The organism is Streptomyces sp. NPDC003393 (assembly GCF_053589015.1).
Map to the genome: position 1 here is coordinate 77,911 of NZ_JBSFRB010000026.1, position 25,099 is coordinate 103,009.

At 72.0% G+C, this 25,099-nt stretch carries 20 protein-coding genes and 1 pseudogene; 8 read left to right on the forward strand and 13 right to left on the reverse strand.

Going from position 1 to position 25,099, the window contains the following annotated elements:
• Positions 1-225: 225 nt before the first annotated feature.
• Complete coding sequence (locus ACWDUZ_RS23965; protein ID WP_451633835.1) at positions 226-1,869, forward strand: DUF1996 domain-containing protein; 1,644 nt, start codon at positions 226-228, stop codon at positions 1,867-1,869.
• A gap of 25 nt (positions 1,870-1,894) precedes the next feature.
• Here the strand turns inward: ACWDUZ_RS23965 and ACWDUZ_RS23970 are convergent, their stop codons facing one another.
• Entirely contained in the window at positions 1,895-2,056 is a 162-nt protein-coding gene (locus ACWDUZ_RS23970) for a hypothetical protein (RefSeq protein ID WP_451633836.1), read from the reverse strand.
• Positions 2,057-2,204: 148 nt separating this feature from the next.
• On the reverse strand, positions 2,205-3,032 hold the full coding sequence (locus ACWDUZ_RS23975; protein WP_451633837.1) for an ABC transporter ATP-binding protein: 828 nt from the start codon (positions 3,030-3,032) through the stop codon (positions 2,205-2,207).
• A 252-nt stretch (positions 3,033-3,284) separates the two neighbouring features.
• On the opposite strand from ACWDUZ_RS23975, the gene ACWDUZ_RS23980 reads away from it, so the two are divergent.
• Positions 3,285-3,761, forward strand: coding sequence for an ATP-binding protein (locus ACWDUZ_RS23980; RefSeq protein ID WP_451633838.1), 477 nt, complete (start codon positions 3,285-3,287; stop codon positions 3,759-3,761).
• Here the strand turns inward: ACWDUZ_RS23980 and ACWDUZ_RS23985 are convergent.
• Entirely contained in the window at positions 3,751-4,491 is a 741-nt protein-coding gene (locus ACWDUZ_RS23985) for a hypothetical protein (protein ID WP_451633839.1), read from the reverse strand. The genes ACWDUZ_RS23980 and ACWDUZ_RS23985 overlap by 11 nt on opposite strands.
• Before the next feature lie 679 nt (positions 4,492-5,170).
• Between ACWDUZ_RS23985 and ACWDUZ_RS23990 the strand changes: the two genes are divergently transcribed.
• The 3 genes from ACWDUZ_RS23990 (at position 5,171) to ACWDUZ_RS24000 (ending at position 9,955) form a co-directional block, all read left to right on the forward strand.
• Entirely contained in the window at positions 5,171-6,367 is a 1,197-nt protein-coding gene (locus tag ACWDUZ_RS23990) for an FAD-dependent oxidoreductase (RefSeq protein WP_451633840.1), read from the forward strand.
• 88 nt (positions 6,368-6,455) lie between these two features.
• Positions 6,456-7,025 carry a TetR/AcrR family transcriptional regulator gene (locus ACWDUZ_RS23995; protein ID WP_451633863.1) on the forward strand — a complete coding sequence of 190 codons (570 nt, stop codon included), beginning with the start codon at positions 6,456-6,458 and terminating at the stop codon, positions 7,023-7,025.
• A gap of 320 nt (positions 7,026-7,345) precedes the next feature.
• Positions 7,346-9,955 (forward strand): SpoIIE family protein phosphatase, encoded by a 2,610-nt coding sequence (locus ACWDUZ_RS24000; protein ID WP_451633841.1) that lies wholly within the window; start codon positions 7,346-7,348, stop codon positions 9,953-9,955.
• Here ACWDUZ_RS24000 and ACWDUZ_RS24005 read toward each other — a convergent pair.
• The 4 genes and pseudogenes from ACWDUZ_RS24005 to mdlC all read right to left on the reverse strand — a co-directional run bounded on the left by ACWDUZ_RS24005 (position 9,898) and on the right by mdlC (position 15,367).
• Positions 9,898-10,772 (reverse strand): annotated as a pseudogene (locus tag ACWDUZ_RS24005) (hypothetical protein). The gene ACWDUZ_RS24000 and the pseudogene ACWDUZ_RS24005 overlap by 58 nt on opposite strands.
• Positions 10,773-10,928: 156 nt before the next feature.
• Positions 10,929-12,176, reverse strand: a complete 1,248-nt coding sequence (locus ACWDUZ_RS24010) for an MFS transporter (protein WP_451633842.1) — start codon at positions 12,174-12,176, stop codon at positions 10,929-10,931.
• Positions 12,177-12,266: 90 nt separating this feature from the next.
• Positions 12,267-13,721, reverse strand: a complete 1,455-nt coding sequence (locus tag ACWDUZ_RS24015; protein WP_451633843.1) for a benzaldehyde dehydrogenase — start codon at positions 13,719-13,721, stop codon at positions 12,267-12,269.
• Positions 13,722-13,786: 65 nt separating this feature from the next.
• On the reverse strand, positions 13,787-15,367 hold the full coding sequence (gene mdlC, locus ACWDUZ_RS24020) for a benzoylformate decarboxylase (RefSeq protein WP_451633844.1): 1,581 nt from the start codon (positions 15,365-15,367) through the stop codon (positions 13,787-13,789).
• Positions 15,368-15,470: 103 nt separating this feature from the next.
• Between mdlC and ACWDUZ_RS24025 the strand changes: the two genes are divergently transcribed.
• From ACWDUZ_RS24025 to ACWDUZ_RS24035, 3 genes are all read left to right on the forward strand, one after another.
• Entirely contained in the window at positions 15,471-16,430 is a 960-nt protein-coding gene (locus ACWDUZ_RS24025) for a LysR family transcriptional regulator (RefSeq protein ID WP_451633864.1), read from the forward strand.
• Positions 16,431-16,600: 170 nt separating this feature from the next.
• Positions 16,601-18,280, forward strand: coding sequence for an aa3-type cytochrome oxidase subunit I (gene ctaD / locus ACWDUZ_RS24030; RefSeq protein ID WP_451633845.1), 1,680 nt, complete (start codon positions 16,601-16,603; stop codon positions 18,278-18,280).
• Complete coding sequence (locus ACWDUZ_RS24035) at positions 18,277-18,645, forward strand: cytochrome C oxidase subunit I (protein WP_451633846.1); 369 nt, start codon at positions 18,277-18,279, stop codon at positions 18,643-18,645. The genes ctaD and ACWDUZ_RS24035 overlap by 4 nt, the downstream gene beginning before the upstream one ends.
• Before the next feature lie 28 nt (positions 18,646-18,673).
• Here the strand turns inward: ACWDUZ_RS24035 and ACWDUZ_RS24040 are convergent, their stop codons facing one another.
• The 6 genes from ACWDUZ_RS24040 to ACWDUZ_RS24065 form a co-directional block, all read right to left on the reverse strand.
• Positions 18,674-19,354 carry a GPR1/FUN34/YaaH family transporter gene (locus ACWDUZ_RS24040; RefSeq protein WP_451633847.1) on the reverse strand — a complete coding sequence of 227 codons (681 nt, stop codon included), beginning with the start codon at positions 19,352-19,354 and terminating at the stop codon, positions 18,674-18,676.
• Positions 19,355-19,524: 170 nt separating this feature from the next.
• Entirely contained in the window at positions 19,525-20,121 is a 597-nt protein-coding gene (locus ACWDUZ_RS24045; protein WP_451633848.1) for a GTP-binding protein, read from the reverse strand.
• Positions 20,102-20,476, reverse strand: coding sequence for a DUF742 domain-containing protein (locus ACWDUZ_RS24050; RefSeq protein ID WP_451633849.1), 375 nt, complete (start codon positions 20,474-20,476; stop codon positions 20,102-20,104). The genes ACWDUZ_RS24045 and ACWDUZ_RS24050 overlap by 20 nt, the downstream gene beginning before the upstream one ends.
• Complete coding sequence (locus ACWDUZ_RS24055) at positions 20,469-20,900, reverse strand: roadblock/LC7 domain-containing protein (protein ID WP_451633850.1); 432 nt, start codon at positions 20,898-20,900, stop codon at positions 20,469-20,471. The genes ACWDUZ_RS24050 and ACWDUZ_RS24055 overlap by 8 nt, the downstream gene beginning before the upstream one ends.
• 12 nt (positions 20,901-20,912) lie before the next feature.
• Positions 20,913-23,525 (reverse strand): nitrate- and nitrite sensing domain-containing protein, encoded by a 2,613-nt coding sequence (locus ACWDUZ_RS24060; RefSeq protein ID WP_451633851.1) that lies wholly within the window; start codon positions 23,523-23,525, stop codon positions 20,913-20,915.
• 322 nt (positions 23,526-23,847) lie between these two features.
• On the reverse strand, positions 23,848-25,032 hold the full coding sequence (locus ACWDUZ_RS24065) for an NAD(P)/FAD-dependent oxidoreductase (protein ID WP_451633852.1): 1,185 nt from the start codon (positions 25,030-25,032) through the stop codon (positions 23,848-23,850).
• Between the last annotated feature and the right edge of the window lie 67 nt (positions 25,033-25,099).

Consider the following 25,099-nt stretch of genomic DNA (forward strand, 5'->3'; position numbering starts at 1 on the left):
GGTATGTGGGAGAACCCGGGCGGCGCGTCCGGGGATCTCGGCCACCAATTCTGTCGCTTCTGGGCCCTGCTGCCGGGGCGTCATCACCCGCCCGGCGGACCAGCGGGCCGCCCATGAGGTTGCTGTGAATCGCGTGGACGTTTGAACACCCGGCGGCTCACATCCGTATGGGGCCGGGGGATCCCCATGCTCGGCCCGACCACGACGACGTCCAGGAGCACTTTCGTGAGACGCACCTCGCGCAGACGACCCACAGGCCCGCGACGCGCCACGTTCGCCGCGATCGCACTCATCCTGGGCGGCGGCGGCCTGATGGTGGGCAACGTCTACGCCTCGGCCACCGAACCGGACCCGAACCAGGCCGTGGGCCAGAACGAGGGGCGGGACAGGAGCGGGGAACAGAGCGGTCCCGTGGCCGCGGACTACGCGGACATCACCCAGGTGCGGCCCGAAGGGAGCGCGCCCCGGGAGTCGGCGGACGCCTCGCGGGGCAGTTTCACCTCCAGCTGCGGGGTGAACGCGAACGGCCTGTTCAACTCGGACAACGTGATCGCCGCCCCCGGCGTGGGCAACGGCGCCCACCACTTCCACGACTACGTCGGGAACCAGGCCAACAACGCCTTCGCGAGCAACGAGACCCTGGCCGCCGGCGACACCAGCTGCGCCGACAAGGGAGACAGGTCGACGTACTACTGGCCCGTCCTGCGACTGCGTGACGGCACCCGGGAACGGGACGCCGACGCGCCCGGCGGCGGCATCGAGGGCAACACGGGACGGATCCTCACGCCCGAGCAGGTGACGCTGACCTTCGAGGGGAACCCGCGTGGCAAGGTCACCGCCATGCCGCGCTTCCTGCGCATCATCACCGGCGACGCCAAGGCGTTCGTCAACGGCCCCGCCAACGCCAACGCCTCCTGGTCCTGCACCGGCTTCGAGGACCGCCAACTGAAGGACAAGTACCCACTGTGTCCCGCCGGCAGCAAGGTGGTGCGCACCTTCAGGTTCCAGAGCTGCTGGGACGGCCGGAACATCGACAGCGCCAACCATCGCACCCACATGGCCTTCGTCGGCGCCGACGGCAGCTGCCCGGACGGCTTCCGCGCCGTTCCGCGACTGGTGCAGCGCATCGTCTACGACGTCGCCGCCCCGAGCCTCGAGGACGGTGGCCGCACCAGTCCGCTGTTCGCCGTGGACTCCTTCCCCGAGCAGCTGCACAAGCCGGTCACGGACCACGGCGACTTCATCAACGTCTTCGACGACCGGCTCATGCGGGAGATGGTCGACTGCATCAACAGCGGGCGACGGTGCGGCTCCGGGCGGGACCAGGAGCCGTCGCACGCCCCCGCACCGCCCCAGGAGACCCGACCCCCCGCGGAACCCCAGGCCTCCACCTCACCCACGGCCACGCAGAGCGCGGCCGTACCCGCACCCGCGAGCGCCACGCCCTCGCGCACCGCCACGCCTTCGCGCACCGCCTCCGCGAGTCCTTCACCGGCGCGCACGTCGCCCGTGCGCACCACGTCCACGGGCCCCGCGCCCGCGCGTACCGCCTCGGCGACCCCCGCGCGCACCGCAGCCGGCGGAGCCCCGCAGAGCGACGCGGGCCGTGGAGGCGACGTCGGCGCCCCCACCCAGGCGCCGCGCCCCTCCGATGACGGTGCGTCCGGTGTCGGCGCGTCCGGTGACGACACGGCAGTTGAGTCGGCCCCGGCCCCCTCCGGTACCGGCGGCGGCACGCACACCGAACCGCAGGCGGTCCAGGGCAACTTGGCCGAGACCGGTACGCGGCTGTGGCCGGCGGCCGCGGGCGCGGTGCTGGTGCTCGCCGGGTTCCTGCTGCTCCGGCGCATCCGACGCGCCGCCAGGTGAGAACGCCGGGGGCGGCGCCGCCCGGTCAGTGGGCCCGGGCGGCGCTCCGCCGGGCGTTGTTGTACAGGCGCAGCAGGTGCTTGGCCACCGCGCACGGCACGGTGTCGGCGCGGCACTGGCGACAGTTCTGCATGTGCTGCTCGTAGTCGGCATGCGCTTGCTGCAGGGCATCGTCCTGGGACGGCATGGGGTTTCCTCGCACGGGGGTGTCGGACGGCATGGTGAGCCCTCAACTCGGTTGGAGGGAGCGCCTGATGACAGAGTTGATCACGTTACTGCCGGTAGTGGAAAGCGCATCCGTCCCCGGGGTTCGACGAACCGGCGGTAACCGTCCGTTACGGCCGCTGTCGTCCGGAGTATGCCCACCAGCGGCCCTCGTGCCGGTTGACGGCGATGGGGCGGGCGAAGCAGGCCGTCAGCCGGTCGCCGGTCAACGTCTCCTCCACCGGCCCCCGGGCCAGGATCCGGCCCTCGCGCAGCAGCAGTGCGTGGCTGACCGCGGGCGACAACTCCTCGAGGTGGTGGGTGACCGTCACGGTGGCGAGCCGCGGACGCCCCTCGGCCAGCCGGTGCATGGCCTCGACGAGATCCTCGCGGGAGGGCAGGTCCAGGGCGTTGAACGGCTCGTCCAGGAGCAGCAGGGCCGGATCCGCCATCAGGGCCCTGGCGATGAGAACGCGCGCCCGTTGTCCGCCCGAGCACACCCCGTACGGCCGGTCCGCCAGTTCCTTGATCTCCAACTCCGCCAGAAGCTCGTGGGCCCGCCGCCGTACCGCATCGTCGTACATCCGCCACAGCGGCTGCACGGTGCCGGTGTGGCCGGTCAGCACGACCGTGTGGGCGTCGAGGTCCTGAGGCACGCGCTGGGCGGAGGTCACATGCCCGATGCGGGCGCGCAGTTCCCGTACGTCGACCCGGCCGAGCCGGCAGCCCAGCACCTCGACGCTGCCGCTGGTGGGGTGCATCAGGGCGCCGAGCAGCCGCAGCAGCGTGGTCTTGCCGGCGCCGTTGGCGCCCAGCAGTGCCCAGTGCTCACCGGGCCGGACCGTCCAGTCGACGGCGTCGAGGATCACCTGGTCGGTGGTGTAACGGCGTACGCTCACCTCTCGGAGCGCGACGACGGCCCCCGGTCCCGGTTCCCGCTGCGCTGACTGCTGCGTCATCGGCCGTCTCCCCTCGACGCGTTCGGGCCGGCCCGCCCGGCCTCCGCCGCACCCGGCAGCACAGACGGTAGATGTATTCGCCAGGTTGTCGCCGGGCCGTCCGGTTGACGGACGGGTGGCGGCCGGTCGGCCCGATGGACGGCCCCGGACGTCACCACCGGGGCGGGTGTGACGGAGATGACAGGAATTGCCTGGGCGTGTCCGGCCGGAAGAGGGGTACACGCAGCCCGGTGAAGAGTGAAGGCGGTGGACATGGATTCGGTACTCCTCGGAGGTGAGGGCAGGGCCTCGGACGCCGGCGCGCCGAGGGCGGCCGCGGCCCTCTGCGGGGACGCCACGTGCATCGCCGAGGCGCGTCGTCTCGCGGCCGGGTTTCTGACCCGGGTGCGGGCCGAGCACGGCCTGCCGGTCTCCGACCGGGCCATGGACCTGACCCAACTGGTGGTCAGCGAACTGGTCACCAACGCACGCAAGTACGCCGCCGGTCCCATTCTGATGAACCTGCTGGTCACCGGTGACACCGTGGAGGTCGCGGTGTGGGACAGGGATCCGGTGCTGCCGGTGGCCCGAGCCGCCGATCCGGGCCGGGTGGGGCAGCACGGCCTGGAGATCGTGCTGGCGGTCGTGCAGGGGTTCGAAGCCCGGCGGGAGCCCGTGGGCAAACGCGTCATCGCCCGCGTCGCCCTGTTCGACGGCCCGGGCGGCGACACGGCCGCCGTCAGGCCTTGAGGTCCTGTCGGTCGCCCATCACCACGACCGGGTGGAGTCGCGGGTCGAGGGTGCGCAGCAGGTACCGCATCGCCGGCTTGGGCAGGCTCACACACGCCGAGGTGCCGCTGCCGTGGTCCATGTGAAGCCAGATGCTGCCGCCCTTGCTCTGCCCTTCGGGCCGGGTGGGATCGTTGGGCGAGGTGCCCTTGACCCGGTTGTAGTCGATGGCGATGACGTAGTCGAAGTCGTGCCAGTAGGCCTTGTTCCAGTAATGGGGTGCCTGGAACGCGGCGGACCTGGTGTACGGCAGCCTGGCCCCGGGATCCTTCAGGACGCCGCCCGCGTCGCTCAGCGTGAAGACCCCGACGGGGCTGCGCTTGTCGCCCTCGTGGTGGTCCGTCGTCCAGCCCTTCGTGCCGTTGTGCGCCGCCCAGGACCGCTCGCGCTTCCAGGTGGAACCGTCCTTGACGAAGAGTTCGACGGTCGAGTCGGGCGAGTCGGGTCCGGCTCCGTAGACCGCGACGACCTGGCGGGAGCCCGCGGGGACGCGCTGCCACAGCCGCTCGCCGATGCCGGGTACGCGCCGGAAGGAGGTGGGCGACGGCGATGCGTCGTCCGTCCGCCGTCCGTCGGCGGCCGCGTTCTTCGGGTCCCCGTGTCCGGAACCGCCGCAGGACGTCAGGGACATCGTCATCGCACCGCACAGGGCCATCAGGGCCGCCGTACGCACCGCACCGCTTCTGCGCATGGACCCCATCTTCCCATCGCGCCGCGGCGCTTCGTCCCGGCCCCCGCCGGGCCGCATCACCCGAATGGTCGGCCGTGGCAGCGTGGGTGGGGCTGATCGGGTGTCTCCTGGAGGCAGAGAGGCGTCCATCAAGGGAGCCGATCATGTATGAGATGTGTGCAGGAGTCGACAAACCCGGCGGCGCAATGGTGTGGCATGTCATGGCCAAGAATGCGGCCAAGACGTTGTGCGGCCGTCGGCTCGGTCAACGCGTCGACGGAGCGAGCGCACAGCGGGCTGGTCACTGTTCCACGTGCATGGCCCTGTTCGGGAAGCTGATGACCGCACCACCGGCCGTCAGCTCTCCCGCCGGCACGGACCACTGACGGTCCGCGCCCGAAGGCCTGCCCCGCCAGGGCAGGCCTTCGCCCTGTCCGTACGTCGGGCTTCGGACAACGCTTCGACCATCTTTTGGCAACGTGACGGCATGTGGCATCCCGGCGGCGGCCGATGGGTAACACTGAGCGGCGGAGGGGGGAGGTGCGCGGCGGCGCCGCGCCGTCGTGCCGTCCCGAAGTGGCGCCGGCCTTGGGGAAGGCGGCGAGGGGACCGGTCGGGGGGATGCATGACGCAGTCGTTTCCGAGGCAACGCCCTGCTCGAAAGGAGGCGTCCCCCGGGCGTCAGGAGTCATCGGCCGTCGTGATCGGCGCCGGCCCGTACGGCCTGTCCGTCGCCGCCCATCTGCGGGCGCGCGGTGTGCCGGTGCGGGTCTTCGGCGAGGTCATGGGCAGCTGGCGGCACGCCATGGCGACCGGGATGTTCCTGAAGTCGACCCCGGACGCCGTCGACCTGTCCGCGCCGGAGCCCGGCGGGCGGCTGGCGGACTTCCGGAGGATGCACGGCGAGCCGGAGCTGACCGAGCTGACACCGATCCCGTGCGATGTGTTCGTCCGCTACGGACAGTGGTTCCAGAAGCGGTACGTCGGTGAGGTGGAGGCTGCGCGGGTGGTGGCCGTGGACCGCCCGGCCGACGGCTCGGGACTCACCGTACGTCTGGACGACGGGGAGGAGCTCGCGGCCCGCACCGTCGTCGTGGCCACGGGGCTGAACGGGCTGGCCCACATCCCGCGGGAGCTGAGCCGTCTCGCGCCCGAGGGGCCGGGTGCCCAAGCGCTGGTGTCGCACACGAGCCACCACACCGACCTGTCCCGCTACGCGGGCCGGCGCGTCGCCGTGATCGGCGGCGGCCAGTCCGCGCTGGAGAGCGCGGCGCTGCTGACAGAGGCGGGCGCCCGGGCGCAGGTCCTCGTGCGGGAGCGGAGCCTGCTGTGGGGGACGACTCCCACGCGGGCCCGGCCGTGGGCGACGCGGTTGGCCCGGCCCGCCTCGCCGCTGGGCACCGGCTGGATCCTGGCCGCGGTCTGCCGGGCCCCGGGCGGGGTGCGGCACCTGCCCGCCGCCGCCCGGTTGCTGCTGTTCCGGCGTGCGCTGCGGCCCTCGGGCGGATGGTGGCTGCGAGACCGGGTCGAAGGGGTCGTACCGGTGCGTACGGCGTGCCGGGTCACCCGGGCCGAGGCGGCCGGGACCGGCGTCCGGCTGGACCTCGCCGGGCCGGGCCGGGCGGCGGAGACACTCGCCGTCGACCACGTGCTGGCCGCCACCGGATACCGCCTCGACCTGGACGCGGTCCCCTTCCTGTCACCGGCGGTGCGCGGCGCGCTGGAGCACGTGCCCGGCTCGCGGGCGCCCCGGCTGTCCGCCGCCTTCGAGTCGTCGGTGCCGGGTCTGCACTTCACCGGATCGCTGGCCGCCCCGATGTTCGGCCCGATGATGCGCTTCGTGGCCGGTGTGGAGTACGCGGCCACACGGGTCGCCCGGGCCCTGGCCGGCCGCTGACGACATGCGGCGAGCCCCGACCGAGGAGGTTGCCTAAGAATTTTAGGAAAGCGCATAATCCCTTCAGTAAAACGAAGGGATGGCAGCCGTGGCGCGCGCTGGACTCACCACCGAACGACTGGTCCGGGCAGGAGCCGATCTGGCCGACGAGGTCGGTTTCGACCAGGTGACCGTGTCGGCGCTGGCCAGACGGTTCGACGTCAAGGTCGCCAGCCTGTACTCGCACCTGAGGAACTCGCAGGACCTCAGGACCAGGATCGCCCTGCTGGCGCTGGAGGAGCTCGCCGACCGGGCCGCCGACGCCCTGGCCGGGCGGGCCGGCCGGGACGCCCTGGCCGCGTTCGCGGACGTCCACCGCGACTACGCGCGCGAACACCCCGGCCGCTACACCGCCGCCCGGCTCCGCCTCGACCCCGAGACGGCAGCCGCGAGCGCGGGGGTGCGTCACGCTCAGATGATGCGGGCCATCCTGCGCGGCTACGACCTGCCGGAACCGGACCAGACGCACGCGGTCCGCCTGCTGGGCGCCGTCTTCCACGGCTACGTCAGTCTGGAGCTGGCCGGAGGCTTCAGCCACAGCACGCCCGACCCGCAGGACAGCTGGACATGGATCCTCGACCGGCTGGACGCCCTGCTCCGCGGCGGCCCCGCTTCCTGAACCGGTCCGCACCGTTTTCCGAACCGGCCCGCTCTGTCCTTCGAACCGCCCGCTCCGTCCTCTGAACCGGCCTGACTCTCTCTCCTCCGAACCGGCCCGCCGCGACCTCGGTGACCATGTCCTGACCGGCCGATCCGTGATCCACGCGACCTGCTTCCCGACGTCCCGGTGACATCCATCACGTAGGATTATCGGGTCAAGTCGTGACGACTTGGGCAAGTCGATGCTAGAAAGGCCAGATGGCAGACCGTTTTGCCCGTCTTCGACGGATATCGTGGCGGTCGCTGGTGGGAAAGAGTCCGCGAAGCGTTGCCGGACAGATGTTCCTCCTGCAGGTGGCCCTCGTGGTGCTGCTGGTGGCCTTCGCCGTCTTCGCTCTCGTCATGCAGTCGGAGCGGGACACCAGCGACGAGGCCAAGCGCCGCTCCATAGCCGTCGCACAGACCTTCGCGCACTCCCCGGGCGTCCTGACCGCACTGAAGGCCCCCGACCCGTCGGCCGTGCTCCAGCCCCTGACCGAGGCGGGGCGCAGGTCCGCCGGCGTCGACTTCATCGTGGTCATGAACACCCACGGCATCCGTTACACCCACCCCATGCCCGATCGCATCGGCAAGCGCTTCGTCGGCACGATCGGTCCGTCCCTGGCCGGCAAGGTCTACACGGAGAGCGTCCACGGACCGCTCGGCGAGGAGATGCAGGCCACCGTGCCCGTCGACGACGCCGACGGCCACGTGGTGGCCCTGGTCTCCGCCGGGCTGAAGGTCAAGAACGTCACCAGCCAGGTGAACCGGCAGATCCCGCTCATCCTCACCGCCGGAGCGGTCGCGCTCGGCGTGGCCACCACGGTGACGGCGCTCGTGGGCAGGCGGCTGCGCCGCCAGACCCACAGCCTCGCTCCGGACGAGATGAGGCGCATGTACGACCACCACGACGCGGTGCTGCACTCCGTGCGCGAAGGAGTGCTCATCGTCGACGACGACGGACGGCTGCTGCTCGCGAACGACGAGGCCCGGCGCCTGCTGGACCTGCCCCCGGACGCGGAGAACCGGTACGTGACACAGCTGCCCGGCCTCGAACCCGAGACGGTGGCGCTGCTCGCCTCCGGCCGCGAGGCCACCGACGAGGTCCACCTGGCCGGCGGCCTGCTGCTCGCCGTCAACCAGCGGCCCACGGACCGTGACGGAGGCCCCAAGGGCACGGTCGTCACTCTGCGCGACTCCACCGAACTCCAGGCCCTGTCCGGCCGGGCCGAGGTCGCCCGCGAGCGGCTCAAACTGCTGTACGACGCCGGTCTGAGCATCGGCACCAGCCTCGACGTGACGCGCACCGCCGATGAACTCGCCCAGGTCGCCGTCCCTCGCTTCGCCGACTTCGTCACCGTCGACCTCGCCGACGGCGTACTGCACGGCGAGGAGCCGGGCCCCACCGCGGCGGGCGTTCGGCGGATCACCGTGCACGGCGTCCGCGACGACCACCCGCTCTACGAGAAGGGCCGGCTGATCGACTTCCTGCCCTCCACCCCCCAGGGCCGTGGCTTCGGCACCGGCCGCTCGGAGCTGGTGACCGACCTGCTGACGGCCGAAGGCTGGTATCTCCAGGACCCCCGGCGCGCCGCACAGATCGTGGACTACGGCATCCACTCGCTCATCACGGCCCCCATCCTGGCCCGGGGTGTCGTGCTCGGCGTGGTCAACTTCTGGCGCACCAAGGAGCACGGCCCCTTCGAGGCGGAGGAGCTGTCCCTGGCCGAGGAGTTGGTGGCCCGCGCCGCCGTCAGCATGGACAACGCCCGTCGCTACGCCCGCGAGCACGCCATGGCGGTCACCCTCCAGCGCAGCCTGCTGCCGCGGGCCCTGCCCGAGCAGAGCGCCATCGAGGCCGGCTACCGCTACCTGCCCGCCCAGTCGGGCGTCAGCGGCGACTGGTTCGACGTGATCCCCCTGCCCGGCGGCCGGGTCGCGCTGGTCGTCGGAGACGTCGTCGGCCACGGACTGCACGCGGCCGCCACCATGGGCCGGCTGCGCACCGCGGTGCACAACTTCTCCGCCCTCGACCTGCCCCCCGACGAACTCCTCAGTCACCTGGACGACCTCGTGGGCCGGATCGACCAGGACGAGGCCTGTCCGGAGGCGGCCGCGGGCGTCGTCGGCGCCACCTGCCTCTACGCGATCTACGATCCCGTGACCCGCCGCTGCGCCATGGCGCGCGCGGGGCACCTGGCGCCCGTGCTGGTCCACCCGGACGGCAGCGCCACCTTCCCCGACCTGCCCTTCGGCCCGCCGCTCGGCCTCGGCGGCATGCCGTTCCGCACGGCCGAGATGGAACTGGAGGAGGGGACCCAGCTGGTGCTGTACACCGACGGCCTGGTCGAGGACCGCAGCCGCGACCTGGACGAGGGCATGGAAATGCTGCGCGTGGCTCTCGCCGGTCACCCGGACCGGCCGCCGGAGGAGAGCTGTCAGGCGGTGCTGGAGGCCCTGCTGCCCCCGCGGCCCAAGGACGACGTCGCCCTGCTGGTCGCCCGCACCCGGGCACTGCCGTCCGACCGGATCGCCGACTGGGACGTACCGGCCGACCCGGCCGCCGTCGCCCGGATCCGCGACGCGGCCAGCGCGACACTCGACGAGTGGGGTCTCGGCGAGCTCGCCTTCAGCATGGAACTCGTCCTGAGCGAACTCGTCACCAACGCACTCCGGTACGGCTCCGAGCCCATCCATGTGCGGCTCATCCACGACCGCACCCTCATCTGCGAGGTCTTCGACGGCAGCAGCACCTCCCCGCACCTGCGGTACGCCGCGACCACCGAGGAGGGCGGCCGGGGCCTGTTCCTGGTCTCGCAGATGACCGAGCGCTGGGGCACCCGCTACATTCCTCAGGGCAAGGTGATCTGGGCGGAACTGGCACTGCCGGACGACCCGCGGAGCTGCTGAGAGCGGGCCACCGACACGATCGCCTCCCGCAGCCGCTCGGCGTACAGCCGCAGGTTCTTGTGCGCGACATCGGTGTCCGGGTAGCGGCTCGCGAACTGGAGCCCCTCGTGGAGCCGGGTGACCCACGCGCACACCTGGTCGCCGTGGGACACCCGGAGCAGGCCGAAGGCCTTCAGCTCCGTCCAGCGCTCCGAGCCCGGGACGCCCCGGGCGTCGACGAACGACACGGTCGAGTACAGGTCGGACGGAAATCCGAGCCGAGCAGCCGCAGCACGTGGGCGAGCGGCATCCGGGCCAGCGACCTGCTGGCGCGCAGCCGGGCGCTCACCATCCGCAGCAGGCTGTCGAAATCGGGCGCCTGTGCCGTGTGGATCTCGACGACGGGGGCGCCGCCGACGTACCAGCCCACGGAGTCCAGCCACCGGGAGTTCCTCCTGGTGTGGAACGGCACGACCTCGCCGATCGTCTCGCGGCGCAGGGTCACGTCGGCGGCGTCCAGCGTGAAGCGGCGCATGTCGTCGCCGGCCCAGCGGAAGCCGCTGCGCAGCGTCTCGTGGCGGAGCATCCAGCCGCGCAGCGCCTCCTGGAGCACGTCCAGGTCGACTCTTCCCGGGATGTCGAAGGCCGTGCCCAGCCAGGTCGGCACGAACAGGCCGTCCTCCCGCACGGACCTGGCCGTCCTGATGTGCGACTCCTGGATGTACGCCGGTGGCCGGGAGTCGTCCGGGAGGCCCGTCGCGGACTGGACGGCCGCCGGATCGAGACTGAATTCGACCAGGAGCCCGGGCCGGACCTCGCAGCGCTGGAGGTCGGTCATACGCACGGGAAGCCGCCGTTGCATGGGGGGTACAGGGAAGCAACTGCGCGAAGGCTCGGTGGTTGCGGGTGACCGTCGGCCGGGTCCGCGGGCCGGCCCGGCGGAACGGGGCAGTCCCGGGGCGCGCAAGGCGCCCCGGGACTGCCCCGCGAGGTGTCACTCGGCGGACGTCACGTGGGGCGTCCGTGTCGCCCGGGGCAGGGTCAGTACGGCGGCGAAGCCGAGGACCGCGACGGTGGCGAAGAAGTAGAAGCCCCACGGGTGGCCGATGCCGGCGGTGACCAGGGCGCCGGTGATCGACGGGCCGACGATCGAGCCGATCCGGCCGATCCCGGAGGCCGAGCCCAGGGCGGTACTGCGGACGGCGGCCGGGTAGTACGCGGTCACGTAGGCGTAGACGAGCACCTGTGCGGAGAAGACGAACACGCCGGTGAAGAAGACGACGGTGTCGAGCAGCAGGTCGCTGTCCATCTTGACGCTCAGGCAGGCCAGCATCAGCACCGAGACCGCGAACCAGACGAGCGTGGTGCCCTTGATGCCCCGCCGGTCGGCGACGAGGCCGCCCACGACCAGCCCGACGACACCGCCGACGTTGAGCACCAGCAGCTGGGTGACGGCCGTGGGGACGGGGTAGCCGGCGTCGTTCATCAGCTTCGGCAGCCAGGTGTTGAGGCCGTAGACGAGCAGCAGCCCCATGAAGGAGGCCACCCAGACCCCGATGCCCGCGCGCAGGTACGCCGGCTTCAGCAGCTCCGTGAACGGCACGCGCTGCGCGCCCTCGGCCTCCTTGGCCCGGACGAACGCCTCCGACTCCGGCAGCCGGAACCACTGGACGGCGGCGATGACGAGACCGGCGACGCCGAGGACGTAGAACAGTATCTGCCAGTCGTCCGTCACCTGGAGCGCGAGCAGCGAGGTGATCACGGCGCCGGTGTGGTAGCCGGTCATGGTCAGCGTGCTGGCCCGGGCCCGGCGCGCGGCCGGCATGTGCTCGGCCATCATCGTGAGCGAGACCGGCATGCAGGCGCCGAGGCCGACGCCGGCGATCAGACGCAGCAGGGCGAACATCGTCACCGAGCCGGCGAGCGGCACCAGCAGGGTGAACACGGAGAACAGCACGACCGACCCGATGAGCAGCAGTCGCCGCCCCAGCCGGTCGGCCAGCGGCCCGACACAGACCGCGCCGATGGCCACGCCGACCAGCGACAGCGTAGCGATCGTGGTGGCGTCGCCGGCGGTCATGCCGAGGTGGTGGGTGCGGAGCAGGACCGGGATGATCGCGCCGAGGACGACGAGGTCGTATCCCTCGAGCATGACGGTGATCCAGCACAGTACGACGGTCCAGGCATTGCGCCCGGTGGTGCCTGGCTGCGCCGGTGTGCGGGACGAGGCGATGGATGTCATCGGGACATACCCCCCAGGGGACGGGTGCGGGCGGACGGGATCGGGGTGGATCGGGGTGGAGCAGGATGGATCGGGGTGGGGCCGGGAGCGTCAGAACGGGTAGTCGGCGATGTCCGGGCGGACCGTGACCCACTGGGTCTCGGTGAAGGCCTCGAGGTTCGCGGCCGCGCCGCCGAACCGGGAGCCGGTGCCGGAGGCTTTGACCCCGCCGAAGGGCGCGTTGGGCTCGTCGCTGACGGTCTGCTCGTTGATGTGGATCTTGCCGGAGTCGATCCGGTCGGCGAGCTTCATCGCGGTGCCGACGTCGCCGAGGATGCCGACCGACAGTCCGTACTCGCAGTCGTTGACGATCTCCGCGGCCTCCTCCGGGGTGGAGAAGCCGATCACCGGCGCCACCGGGCCGAAGATCTCCTCGCGCCAGGCCGGCATGTCGGGCGTGACACCGCTCAGGACGGTGGCCCGATAGCCGGCGCCGACGATCTCGCCGCCGGCCGCGAGGGTCGCACCCGCCGCGACGGACTCGGTGACGATGCCGTGCACCCGCTCCAGCTGACGCCGGTCGATGAGCGGGCCGAGGGCCACGTCCTCGCGGGCCGGGTCGCCCACCGGCAGTGCCTTCGCCTTCGCGGCCAGCGCGGCGGTGTACTCCGCCAGCAGCGACTCGTGGACGATGTGACGGCCGGTCGTCATGCAGATCTGTCCCTGGTGCAGATACGAGCCGAACGCTCCGGCCGACGCCGCCCTGTGCACATCGGCGCCCTCCAGCACCACCAGCGCGTTGTTGCCGCCCAGCTCCAGATGAGCCCGCTTGAGCAGCCGGCCCGCCCGCTCTCCGATCGCCCGGCCCACCGCCGTGGACCCGGTGAAGGAGACCACGCGCACCTCTGGGGCCTCGACGACCGCCTGGCCGACCGCGCCGTCGCCCGGCAGCAGGTGCAGCACCCCGGCCGGCAGCCCGGCCTCCTCGAAGATCCGCGCGATGACCACGCCACCGCTGACCGCGGTGCGCGGATCCGGCTTGAGCAGGACCGCGTTGCCCAGGGCGAGCGCGGGAGCCACCGAGCGCAGACCGAGGATCAGCGGGAAGTTGAAGGGAGCGATGACGCTCACGACACCGGCCGGGCGGCGCCGGGCGAGGGACCAGCGGGCCTCCTCCGAGGTCAGCACCTCGCCCTGCGGATGCGTCGGCAGACCCGCGCACTCGAAGCACTCGCCCACGGCGAGTTCCACCTCGAAGCCCGCCTTGGCCCGCACCGAACCGGCCTCGCGCACCAGCCAGTCCTCCACCTCGGCGGCGTGCTCGGCGAACAGCTCGCCCGCCCGGCGCAGCACCGCCGCCCGCCGCTGCGGGGCGGTCGCCGCCCACGTGCGCTGGGCCTCGGCCGCCCGCGCGGCGGCCCGGCCGACGTCCTCGGCCGTCGCCAGGCCCACCGTGGCGAGCCGGTCGCCGGTCGCCGGCTCGACGACCGGCTGCTCGGTGGCGGACTTCAGCCAGCCGTCGCTGAAGAACTTGCTTGCCCAGACGTCGCTGTCCAGGAGTGGCATCGGTGTCCCTTTCGTCGAAGCGGTTCGTCGGTCCGCCCGGTGCGGCCCGGGCGGGCGGGTGGTGTTCAGGAAGGGGTGGTGAGGGCCGTGTCCACCTGGAGGAGCCGTGGCCCGTCGGGGGCTTCGGCGAGGACGGCCCGCAGTTCCTCGACGTCGCCCACCTGCGTCGCGCGGACCCCGTAGCCCTCCGCGATCCGGATGAAGTCCAGCCCCGGGATGTCCAGCCCCGGGGCGTCCGGCACACCGAGCAGTCCGCCGAACCAGCGCAGCGCGCCGTACGTCCCGTTGCGCAGCAGCACGATCGTCAGCGGAACGCGGTGCTGGGCGGCCGTCCACAGCGCGGTGATGCCGTAGTTGGCCGAGCCGTCGCCGATCACGCCCACGACCGGCCGGTCCGGCTGTGCCAGCGCGACCCCGACCGCGCCCGGCAGCCCGAATCCCAGTCCGCCGGCCGCCGGGAAGTAGTACGAGCCGGGCCGGCGCAGATCCATCTGGCGCCACCAGGAGGAGTTCGTCGAGGTCGACTCGACCACGTACGCGGTGTCCTCGGGCAGCCGGTCGCGCAGCGCCGCGAAGACCTCCTCGGGGTGCAGGAGCGGGCGCTCGGCGGTCGGCGGCTCGGGTACGGGCCGGTACCCGCCCGCGGGTGCGGCCGGCGCGCCGAGCCGCCGGATCAGCAGGTCCATCACCGCGCCCGGGTCGGCGACCAGCGCCTCGCCCATCGGCGCCCGCGCGGCGGCGGAGGCGTCCTCGGTCACCTGGATCAGCCGGGTGCCCTCCGGCAGATACCGGCCCGGCTGGTACTCGTGGTACCGGAACACCGGAGCGCCCAGCACCAGCACCAGGTCGTGCCCTTCCAGCGCCTGGCACACCGGCGCGATCCCGGCGGGCAGCACCCCGCGGAACAGCGGATGCCGGTTGGGGAAGGGAAGCCGGAACAGCGAGGGCGCCGCCCAGACCGGGCCGCCCAGGAGCTCGGCCAGCCGCACGGCGTCGTCGAACAGGCCGGCGGAGTCGATGTCGCCGCCGAGGACCAGCGCGGGCCGCTCGGCCGCGGCCACCCGCTCGACCAGGCGGCGGGACTGCTCCCCGTCCGGTACACGGGCCTGCTCGACCCGCCGGTCCAGCACGGCCAGGCAGTTGTCGTCGACCTCGGCCGCCCAGTCGTCGTAGGGCACGGACAGATAGGTCGGCCGCCGCCGCAGCTCCGCCTCGAACACCGCCTGCGCGAGCGCGCGCGGCACGTCCTCGGCGCACGCCGGCTCCGCCGCCCAGCCGACCAGCGGCTTCATCAGCGCCGGGGCGTCCACGTTGGCCAGGTTGGCCTCCGGGCCGACGGCGGGACGCACCTGCTGCCCGGCCACGATCACCAGCGGGGTCCGCGATGCCACCGCATTGGTCAGCGCACCCATCGCGTTCCCGGAGCCGGCGGCCGCGTGCAGGTTGACCAGCACGGGCCGCCCGGTCGCCTGGGCGTAGCCGTCGGCCATGCCGACGACCGCCCCCTCGTGCAGACCCAGGACATAGCGGAAGCCGTCCGGCAGACCGGCCAGGAACGGCAGCTCGTTGGAACCGGGATTGCCGAAGACGGTGGTGAGCCCCTGGCGTCGCAGGAGCTCGTGGGAGACATGACGTACGGAGGGCACGGACGTTCCTTTCGAGTGATGCGACGCACGCTAGGCAAGGCCCCGACATGGGCACCAATAAATGTTCCGGAGCGCCGATATAGAGTGCCTCGATATGGGGACCATGCGGAGTTTCGATCTCAATCTGGCGCGGGTGTTCGTGCTGCTGTACGAGACGGGCAGTGTCACGGCCACCGCGGAGACCCTCCACGTCACCCAGCCCACCGTCAGCTACAGCCTGGGCAAGCTGCGCCGGCACTTCGACGACGAGCTGTTCCGGCGCACGGGACGCGGCCTGACGCCCACCGCCGGCGCCCGCCGGCTGTACGAGCCGCTGCGCCGAGCCCTGGCAGAGATCGACGGCACCATCCGCCAGGCGGACGCCTTCGACCCCGCCACCATGCCGGGCCGGTTCACGCTCGCCCTCTCCGATCTCGGCGAGGCCACCCTGCTGCCCCGCCTCCTGGCGGCGGCCCGCGAGCGCGCGCCCCGGGTGTCCTTCATCGTCCGGCCGCTCGACGTGGACGACGCCGAGCAGCAGTTGCGCCGCGGCGACCTCGACGCGTTCGTGGCCACCCCGGTGCTGACCTCCCACCGGACCGTGCGGATTCCGCTCTTCCACGAGCGCTACGTCGGCATGGTGGCCGCCGATCACCCTCGCATCCGGGGCGAGGCGGTCACCCTGGAGGAGCTCGCCGCCGAGCACCACGCCACCGTCTTCGGCCCCAGCGGGCACGTGGTGCCGCGGGCCGTGCTGGCCACGCACGACCTGCTGGATCGCGTGGTGGTCGACGCCACCCGCTTCTCGATGCTGCCCTACCTGCTGGAACAGACCGACCTGATCGCCCTCGTCCCCGAGTACGTCGGAGAGGTCTTCACCGCGTCCCACCGGCTGCGGCTGGTCCGGCTGCCCTTCGAGACCGAGCCGATCGAGATCGCCCTCTACGCCCGGCACGAGTCCTCCCGCAGTCCCTCACAGCGGTGGCTGGTGCGGTTCATGGCCGAGGTGCTGGGGGAGCGGGTGAGCCCGGCGCAGCTCCCGCCGTACGCGGTCGGGCCCGAGCGGCCGGCCCGGTCCCTCTGACCCTCGATCGGTGTAGGCCGTCCGGGTGCAATCGGCCCGATGTTGGGCCATCCCGGGGACGGCGGACCGTGCCGTGCGTGCCCGAGCCACGAGGATGGTGCCGAGCCCTGCGGACATCACCGCGGAACTCAACGATCCATGTCTTCGCGAGAAAGCGTGTCACGGGCCGCATGACAGACGTTCAGCACATCACGCCGGAAACCGCCGGTCCCCGTCGCCGCCTGCGGGCCGGATCCGTGGTGGTGAAATGGGTGACGACGACCGATCACAAGACGATCGGCTCGTTGTATCTGATCACCTCCTTCCTGTTCTTCGTGTTCGGCGGCATCCTGGCGCTGCTGATCCGGGCCGAACTCGCCCGGCCGGGCCTGCAGATCATGTCGAACGAGCAGTACAACCAGTTCTTCACGATGCACGGCACGATCATGCTGCTGATGTTCGCGACGCCGCTGTTCGCGGGCTTCACGAACTGGATCATGCCGCTGCAGATCGGCGCCCCGGACGTCGCCTTCCCGCGGCTGAACATGCTGGCCTACTGGCTGTACCTGCTCGGTTCGCTGATCGCGGTGGGCGGCTTCCTCACTCCGGACGGCGCCGCCGACTTCGGGTGGTTCGCCTACTCCCCGCTGAACGACCTGGAGCACTCGCCGGGCGTCGGCCCCGATCTGTGGATCATGGGTCTGGCCCTGTCGGGCTTCGGCACCATCCTGGGCTCGGTCAACTTCGTCACCACGATCGTCTGCATGCGCGCGCCGGGCCTGACGATGTTCCGGATGCCGATCTTCGTGTGGAACGTGATGCTCACCAGCATCCTGGTGCTGCTCGCCTTCCCCGTGCTGGCGGGTGCGTTGCTCGTACTGGAGGCGGACCGCAAGTTCGGCGCACACGTCTTCGACCCGACCAACGGCGGTGCGCTGCTGTGGCAGCACCTCTTCTGGTTCTTCGGCCATCCTGAGGTGTACATCATCGCACTGCCGTTCTTCGGGATCGTCACGGAGATCATCCCTGTCTTCTCCCGCAAGCCGATCTTCGGCTACATGGGCCTGGTCGGCGCGACCATCTCGATCGCCGGCCTGTCGGTGACCGTGTGGGCGCACCACATGTTCGTCACCGGCGGTGTGCTGCTGCCGTTCTTCTCCTTCATGAGCTTCCTGATCGCGGTTCCGACCGGGGTGAAGTTCTTCAACTGGATCGGCACCATGTGGAAGGGTTCGCTGTCCTTCGAGACACCGATGCTGTGGTCGCTCGGCTTCCTGGTGACCTTCCTCTTCGGCGGTCTGACCGGCGTCCTGCTGGCCTCGCCGCCCCTGGACTTCGAGGTGTCGGACTCGTACTTCGTGGTGGCGCACTTCCACTACGTGGTGTTCGGCACGGTCGTCTTCGCGATGTTCGCCGGCTTCTACTTCTGGTGGCCCAAGTGGACCGGCAAGATGCTCGACGAACGCCTGGGCAAGATGAACTTCTGGATGCTGTTCGTCGGCTTCCACACCACGTTCCTGGTGCAGCACTGGCTGGGCGCGGAGGGCATGCCGCGCCGGTACGCCGACTACCTGGCCGCCGACGGCTTCACCGCGCTCAACACGGTCTCCACCATCGGCTCCTTCGTGCTCGGCCTGTCGCTCCTGCCGTTCTTCTACAACGTGTGGAGGACGGCCAAGTACGGCAAGAAGATCGACATCGACGACCCCTGGGGCTACGGCCGTTCCCTGGAGTGGGCGACCTCGTGCCCGCCGCCGCGCCACAACTTCGTCACCATGCCCGTGATCCGCAGCGAGTCCCCGGCCTTCGACATGAACCACCCCGAGGTCTCGCTCACGGACAAGCGCGAGAACCTGGGCCTGCCGACATGACGGACGCACACAGACACACGGACGACGAACCCGTCTCACCCGCCCACGTCGTCAACCAGGTCGAGGGCTACCTGCTGTGGCAGGCCCGCGTCGCCGAGGCCGAGGAGCGGGCCCGCGCCTTCACCGAGCCGCTGGAGTGGCTGACCACCGCCCAGCGGGAGGAGATCGAGCAGCACTACGTCCGCGACTGCCTGCTCCGGGCCCGTGCGGACCTCCAACGTGTCGCGGAGCGCTGCCGGAGCCTGCGCGGCGAGTACGAGGAGCGGTACGCACGGTTGCGGGCGCGCTGCGTGGCCTTTCTGATCGCCGCCGTGGCCGTCCTCACCGCGGCGGCACTGCTCACCCTCGCCGTCGCCCAGTCCTGACGCGCCGGCCACGGGGTGCCGGACGCCCTCACAACTGCTTGCGGACGCCCGGCTCCCGCGCCCGGCCGGTCCGCCGGCCGTCCGGATCCTCCTCGACCGCCCGCCGGGCGTCTCCGCGGCGCAGCACCGGCAGGACCGTACGCTGCCGCAGGTCCTCGACCAGGAAGGCGGTACCGGCGTACAGCGCCAGTGCCGCCAGCAGCAACGCGGCAGCGGCGTCGGCGAGTTCGAGTGCGTGCGGCGCGCCGAGCTGATAGGCGGCCGCCAGCGCGGCCCGCAGCGTGGAGACGCTCAGGACCACGCCGAGCAGCCCCTTGCCCAGGAAGCCGGTCACCGCCAGCGGCAGCAGCATGAGCGCGAAGGCGCACAGGTACATGCCGAGCGCGGTGCTGGCCCGCTGCCCGGACGCCACGACGTGCAGCACCCCCAGCCCGGCCCACGACGTGGCGAACAGCCCGAGCGCCGCCGCGGCGGCGGTGTCCCGGGTCAGAAAGGCCATGACGGCGGCGAGGAACTCCAGCGGGAAGACGAAGACCGCGAGCAGGATGCCCGCGGAGCGCACCTCGTCACCGGTGAGCAGGCCCAGGCTGATCCCGGCCAGCAACACCATGCCGATGCCGAACGAGAAGAACCCCAGGGGCAGTGGATTGCCGTACGGCCGGACGGTGACGGTGGCGGCCTCCGGGCCGTTCTCCGGAGTGGGGAGCATCCTCGCCGCGTACCCGTCGGCACCAGGAGGAAACGGCACCGCCCGAGAGGCCTGATCATCCGACGGCCGGCGCGGCCGGTCGGTGTCCTGGGACGCGAGCGGCCGACGCCCGTCAGGAGCGACGGACCCGCGGCGGGAACATCACCGCGCCGGGCGGAACGTCCCCATCGTCACACGGCGTAGGTCATGTCCCGTTCCGCGGTGGCCCGGGCACGGGCCGCCTCCAGCGAGCTGAGGAGGACCTGCTTGCCGGAGGCGCGGTCGCGCACGTCGCACAGCACCACCGGCGTGGACGCGTCCAGGTCCAGCGCGGCCCGCACCTCCTCGGCGGTGCAGTCGCGCCGGCCGTGGAAGCAGTTGACGCCGACCGCGAAGGGGATGCCACGCGCCTCGAAGAAGTCGATCGAGGCGAACGACGCCTCCAGCCGCCGGGTGTCCGCGAGGACCACCGCGGCGAGCGCGCCGGTGGCCAGGTCGTCCCACATGAACCAGAACCGGTCCTGTCCGGGCGTGCCGAACAGGTACAGCACCAGTTCCGGCGCGATGGTGATGCGGCCGAAGTCCATCGCCACCGTCGTCGAGGACTTGCGCTCGACCCCCGACAGGTCGTCGACGCCGAGGCTCGCCTCGGTCATCCGTTCCTCCGTCTCCAGCGGGGGCACCTCGCTCACGGCGGCCACCATGGTGGTCTTGCCCACTCCGAAGCCGCCCGCGATGAGGATCTTCAGCGCGGTCGGCATGACCGGGTCAGAGCTGACGGATACCATCCATCACCCTTTCGATGAGTTCCACACTCGGTCGGCTCTCCTGACCCGGCGGCGACTGCACCAGGATCAGCGAGGCGTCGAGCAGATCCCCGCACAGCACCTTCACCACGCTCACCGGCAGGTCCAGCAGCGCGGCGATCTCTGCGACCGCCAGCGCACGGTCCCGGCACAGGTCGAGGATCTGGGCCGCCTCCGGCTCCAGATGGCCCGAGGCCGACCCGTGCGCCGACCGCGCCACGACCAGCGTGATCAGCGTGAACGCGTACTGGCTGTGCTGGGTGCGTCCGCCGGTGATGGCGTACGGCCGTAAGTAGCGTCCGGCCTCTTCGACGTCGTGCCGCCGCGGCTCAGGCATCCTGAACGGGGCCGCCGGTCGCGGACTCCACGCGCGGCGCGGCCGTCAGATACTGGCCCACCTGCTTGACGAGCGTGCCCATCTCGTACGCCATCATCCCCACGTCCACTTCCTCCGAGGCGAGCGATGCCAAGCGAGCGCCCTTGCCCGCGGCCGTGACGAAGAGGAAGGCCTTGTCCATCTGAATGACCGTCTGCTGCACGCGTCCGCTGTGGAAGTGACGCGCGGCGCCGCGGGCGAGGCTGTGCACGCCTGAGGCCACCGCGGACAGGTGCTCGGCGTCGTCGCGGAGCATGTCCTTGGACTTGCCGATCAGAAGACCGTCACCGGAGAGCACGATGGCGCACCGGATCTCCGGTATCCGGTCCACCAGACCGTCCAGGAGCCAGTCGAGCTGACGTCCGGTGTGTACCTGCTCAGTCATTGCTAAACGTCCTCACAGTTCAGGGGCAGTGGGGCCTGCCGCGTCGCTGGGTTGCTCGTACGCGCCGTGCGCCGTGTCGTCGTCCTCGGCGTCCTGGGCGTTCTCGGAGCTCCAGGCCCGTTTGAGTCCCTGGTGGATGGCGCTCATCGCACGGGCCGACGCGTGCGGGGAGATGACGTCGTCGTCGCTCGTACCACCGGGCTCGTCCTCGGCCTGTGCGGCCTGACTGCGCAACTGCTGGGCCAGACTCGCCCCCCTGACCCGTTGCGGCAGGACCGAGGGCGTCGTGAGCGAACGGGGGGTGTCCGGCGCGCCGGGTTCTGCGGACGAGTCCGGGGTCTGTCGCGCGGGTGCGTGTGCGGGCGGCCGAGCGGGCGACTGTGCGGCGGACTGCACGGACGGCGCCGCCGTCCGCCGGAAGGGCTGCGCGCCCGCTCCGGCCTGCTCGGCGCGTCGGGCCGACGGCGCTGGTGCCGGCTGGGCCGGTGGTGCCGGGTGGGTGGGTCGAGTCGGCGGGGCCGGCCGGATGGGCGAGGCCGGCTCCGGGACCGAGGTCGCGGGGTGTTCCGACGCGGGGGGCAACAGACCTGCACCTCCGTACTCGGGGAAACCGTTGTGGTCCGGGAGCGCCGTGTGGACGATGGCGCTCTCGGCGCCGGTCGCACGGGCACCCACTCCCGTCAGGGCGTCGTGGCCGGCGGCGGCCGGGCGCTGCCCGGCACCTGTCAGCTGGGGCTCCGGTCCGCTCTCCACGGCCCGGCCGGCGGCGACCGCCGCCGACTGGAGCTGGTCGACGACGGGCGAGGAGGTCTCCTCCAGCAGCTGGACGGGGATCACCACCAGGGCGAGCGTGCCGCCGTAGTCCGACTCGCGCAGCACCACCTTGATGCCGTGCCGCTCGGCGAGCCGCGCCACCACGAAGTGCCCCAGGCGGGGGTCGTCGCCGAACACGGTCATGTCGACCCTGGGCGGCTCGGCGAGCAGCCGGTTGGCCCGCTCCAGCAGGTCCGCGGGCATGCCGAGGCCCTGGTCCTCCACATGGACGGCCAGGCCCTTGGCGACCCGGGTGGTGCTGACCGTCACCTGGGTGTCCGGCGGGGAGAAGCTGGTGCCGTTCTCGATGAGTTCGGCCAGCAGATGCGTGACGTCGGCGACGGCGCGGCCGGCCAGCGCCACCCGCCGGTCCGCCGGCGTGTTCTTCACCCTGACCCTGGTGTACTGCTCGGTCTCCGCCACCGCGCTGCGCATCACATCGGTGAGCGCGACGGGCTGCGTCGTACGGCGGCTCGGCGGCGCACCGCTGAGGATCATCAGGTTCTCCGCGTGCCGCCGCACCCGGGTGGCCAGATGGTCGACGCGGAAGATGTCCTTGAGCAGGTCCGAGTCCTCGTGCTTGCGTTCGAGGTCGTCCAGCAGCGCGATCAGGCGGTGGATCAGCACCTGGGCGCGCCGGATGAGCTGCCCCACGACCTTGTCCGAGCCCTCCCGGCCCCGGGACTGGCGCAGCGTCGACTGAGCGGCGATGTATGCCAGTTGGTCGACGGCCGAGTACAACCGCCCGATCTCGTCGGCCTCCTGCGACCGCCGGGGGGTGAGCACGGCCGGATCGATCCGCTCGCCCCGTTCTATCCGGCCCAGCACCTCGGGGAGTCGGTGCGCCGCCAGGTGCTCGGCGCTCGACCGGAGTGCGGACAGCTGCTCGGCGAGGCGGTCGGACTCGGCGAGGCGGGCCACCGCCGAGCGGCGCGTGCGCAGCGCCAGCACCGCGGCGCCGGCCAGCGCCGCCAGCGTGGCCGCCGTTCCCAGCAGGGTGGCGAGCAACAAGTCGTCGGCCCGGTCCGAAGCCTCGCCGGCCCAGGCCTCCAAGGCGGTGGCCTCCAGGGTCTGGGTGTCACCCACGACGCTGCCCGCGGCGGCCGGCCAGTCGGAGGCGCGCTGCGGCAGAGCGGTGCCCCGGCCGCCGGAGACGGCATCCTCCACCGAGCCGACCGTGGCCCACCGCGTGCCGGAGGTGATCCGCGCGTACGCCGCGGACGCGTCGCCGGGCAGGTCCTCGGCGATCAGCCGCGTCCGTGCGGCCCGCTGGAAGCCCAGGTACTCGCCGAAGCGGACCCGGCCGGCCTCCGGGATGCGGCGGGCGGGCAGGGCCGCGGAGACCAGTGCGTCCTCGCGCGCCAGCATCTCGGTGATCTGCGCCAGGGCCACCGTCGCGGTGCCCGCGCGCTCCAGTGTCCCGTCGTCGCTGCGGACCGCCGCGGTGAGCAGGGCGAGCCCCTGGGCGGCGGCGTCGGTGAAGTACGCGAAGGCGGCATCCGGCGACAGCCTGCGCGCGTCGACCGCGGACCGGCGCTGCGCCAGCGACGCCAGCGCGGAGTCGAACGCCCCGGCCCGGCGCCGCAACGTCGCCGTGTCCGCGCCGTCCACCTGCCGGTGGTACTCGCTGAGGGCGGTGTCGGTCTTCTTGCGGGCCGCGTCCAGGTCGGCCCGGGCGGCGCCGGTACGGGCCGTCTGCCACACGGCGGTCAGCCGGCGCTCGTCCTGGAGCCGCGACAGCAGTTCCTGCGCGGGCCGGGCGAGGGACGTGACACGGTCGGCCTCGGTGTGCGACTGGACCTGGTCGTCCACGAGCCCGGCCGCCGTGTACCCCCACAGGCCGCTGAGACAGACCGCGGGAATGACGAAGGGGAGGACGAACGAGGATCGCAGTGATCGGGAAGAAGCGGCGCGGTGACGTGTCCGCCGGTCGCGAGTGCCTGGCATCTGATTCCTCGTACAGCAGCGGTACAGCGGTGCGGGCAGGTGCGCTCGACGTTCGACGATCCCCGCGCTGCGGCCCGGTGGCTCACCGTGATCGAGGTCGGCGCGAGCTGCACGGTATCAGGATCATCGCGCAGCGTCATATGCGGTCCGCGACAACTGGCCTGTATCTCCATATAGTTGGCGCTCCTCACAACAGCGTGAGCAGTCGCGGGGTGTACAGGTCGGAGGCGGAGGCGATGCCGGCCACCATGTCGAGGTAGATCGCGGTGAGTTCCGGGTCCGACTGTACGGCCCGCAGCAGGGAGAGCCGCTGCTCGTGCGGGTCCAGCCGGGCGACACCGAGCGTGGCCTCGTAGCCCGGTGCGAGGGAGGCCCCGCAGTCCTCGGCGAACCGGCTCAGCGCGGCGTCCAGTCGGGCGGGATCGCCGCCCAGCGTGCCGCTCACCGCCGCCGCCAGCGCCTCGGCCTGATGGAAGGCGTCGGTGATCCCCCGTGCCGTGATGGAGTCCTTGTGGTGGGCGGCGTCGCCCACCAGGACCCAGCCGGGCCCGGTCGGCCGCCGGAAGAAGTTCTGCTGGTCGCCGGTGCCGTGCAGCCGCTCCACCGGGGTGGCGCCGGCCAGCCGGTCGTGCAGGGCCGGCGCGGTGGCGCGTATCTGCTCCCGGTAGGCGCGTCGCGCGTCGGTACGGACCTCCTCGAAGCGGGGCTGGGGGAAGTAGGCCAGGACGAGGGTCGCCGCGTCGTGCGTGGGCACCGTGGCCACCCAGCCGCCGGGCCGCTCGTACAGCTCCAGATCGGCCGGGACGTCCTTCCAGTAGGTGTAGTAGGCGCAGGTCAGCCGGGGGTCCTGGACCGTGTACGGCGCCTCCGCCAGCCGGGCGACCGCGGAGCGCATCCCGTCCGCGCCGATCACCAGGTGAGCGCGCTCGGTGAACGCGCGGGTGCCGTGCCTGCCCTCGACGCCGACGACCCGGCCGGATCCGTCGCGCAGCAGCCCGGTCACCCGGCAGTGGTCGCGGAACTCGGCCCCCGCCTCGACGGCCGCGTCCACCAGCAGCGCGTCCAGCACGTGCCGCCGCGGCGCGAACCCCGCCCGCTGCCCCTCCACACCCCGGGCGCAGCCCTCGATGTGGACGTCGGCGACCTCGTAGACCGCGCGCTCGATGGGCGGGCAGCCCGAGGCGCGCACCCGCTCCAGCAGGTCCCAGCGGGCGAGCGCGGCGACGCCGGGCTGGTGGATCAGGTGGGTGGACAGGGTGTCGGAGCCGTACGCCGCCTTGTCGAGCAGGAGCACCCGGTGTCCCGCCCGGGCCAGCAGCAGGGCGGTGGGCGCGCCGGCGCAGCGCGCTCCCACCACGATGGCGTCGTACATGCGGATGCCTCACAACGGACGTGGGTGGGCGAGGGGTCGGGGACGCGGAGGTCAGGAAGAACTCGGC

Excerpts from the sequence above, each read along its gene's own strand:
- ACWDUZ_RS23970 (WP_451633836.1), bottom strand. The coding sequence starts at position 2,056 with ATGCCGTCCCAGGACGATGCCCTGCAGCAAGCGCATGCCGACTACGAG.
- ACWDUZ_RS23975 (WP_451633837.1), bottom strand. The coding sequence starts at position 3,032 with ATGACGCAGCAGTCAGCGCAGCGGGAACCGGGACCGGGGGCCGTCGTC.
- ACWDUZ_RS23980 (WP_451633838.1), top strand. The coding sequence starts at position 3,285 with ATGGATTCGGTACTCCTCGGAGGTGAGGGCAGGGCCTCGGACGCCGGC.
- ACWDUZ_RS23985 (WP_451633839.1), bottom strand. The coding sequence starts at position 4,491 with ATGCGCAGAAGCGGTGCGGTGCGTACGGCGGCCCTGATGGCCCTGTGC.
- ACWDUZ_RS24000 (WP_451633841.1), top strand. The coding sequence starts at position 7,346 with ATGTTCCTCCTGCAGGTGGCCCTCGTGGTGCTGCTGGTGGCCTTCGCC.
- ACWDUZ_RS24010 (WP_451633842.1), bottom strand. The coding sequence starts at position 12,176 with ATGACATCCATCGCCTCGTCCCGCACACCGGCGCAGCCAGGCACCACC.
- ACWDUZ_RS24015 (WP_451633843.1), bottom strand. The coding sequence starts at position 13,721 with ATGCCACTCCTGGACAGCGACGTCTGGGCAAGCAAGTTCTTCAGCGAC.
- ACWDUZ_RS24025 (WP_451633864.1), top strand. The coding sequence starts at position 15,471 with ATGCGGAGTTTCGATCTCAATCTGGCGCGGGTGTTCGTGCTGCTGTAC.
- ctaD (WP_451633845.1), top strand. The coding sequence starts at position 16,601 with ATGACAGACGTTCAGCACATCACGCCGGAAACCGCCGGTCCCCGTCGC.
- ACWDUZ_RS24035 (WP_451633846.1), top strand. The coding sequence starts at position 18,277 with ATGACGGACGCACACAGACACACGGACGACGAACCCGTCTCACCCGCC.
- ACWDUZ_RS24040 (WP_451633847.1), bottom strand. The coding sequence starts at position 19,354 with ATGCTCCCCACTCCGGAGAACGGCCCGGAGGCCGCCACCGTCACCGTC.
- ACWDUZ_RS24045 (WP_451633848.1), bottom strand. The coding sequence starts at position 20,121 with ATGGTATCCGTCAGCTCTGACCCGGTCATGCCGACCGCGCTGAAGATC.
- ACWDUZ_RS24050 (WP_451633849.1), bottom strand. The coding sequence starts at position 20,476 with ATGCCTGAGCCGCGGCGGCACGACGTCGAAGAGGCCGGACGCTACTTA.
- ACWDUZ_RS24055 (WP_451633850.1), bottom strand. The coding sequence starts at position 20,900 with ATGACTGAGCAGGTACACACCGGACGTCAGCTCGACTGGCTCCTGGAC.
- ACWDUZ_RS24065 (WP_451633852.1), bottom strand. The coding sequence starts at position 25,032 with ATGTACGACGCCATCGTGGTGGGAGCGCGCTGCGCCGGCGCGCCCACC.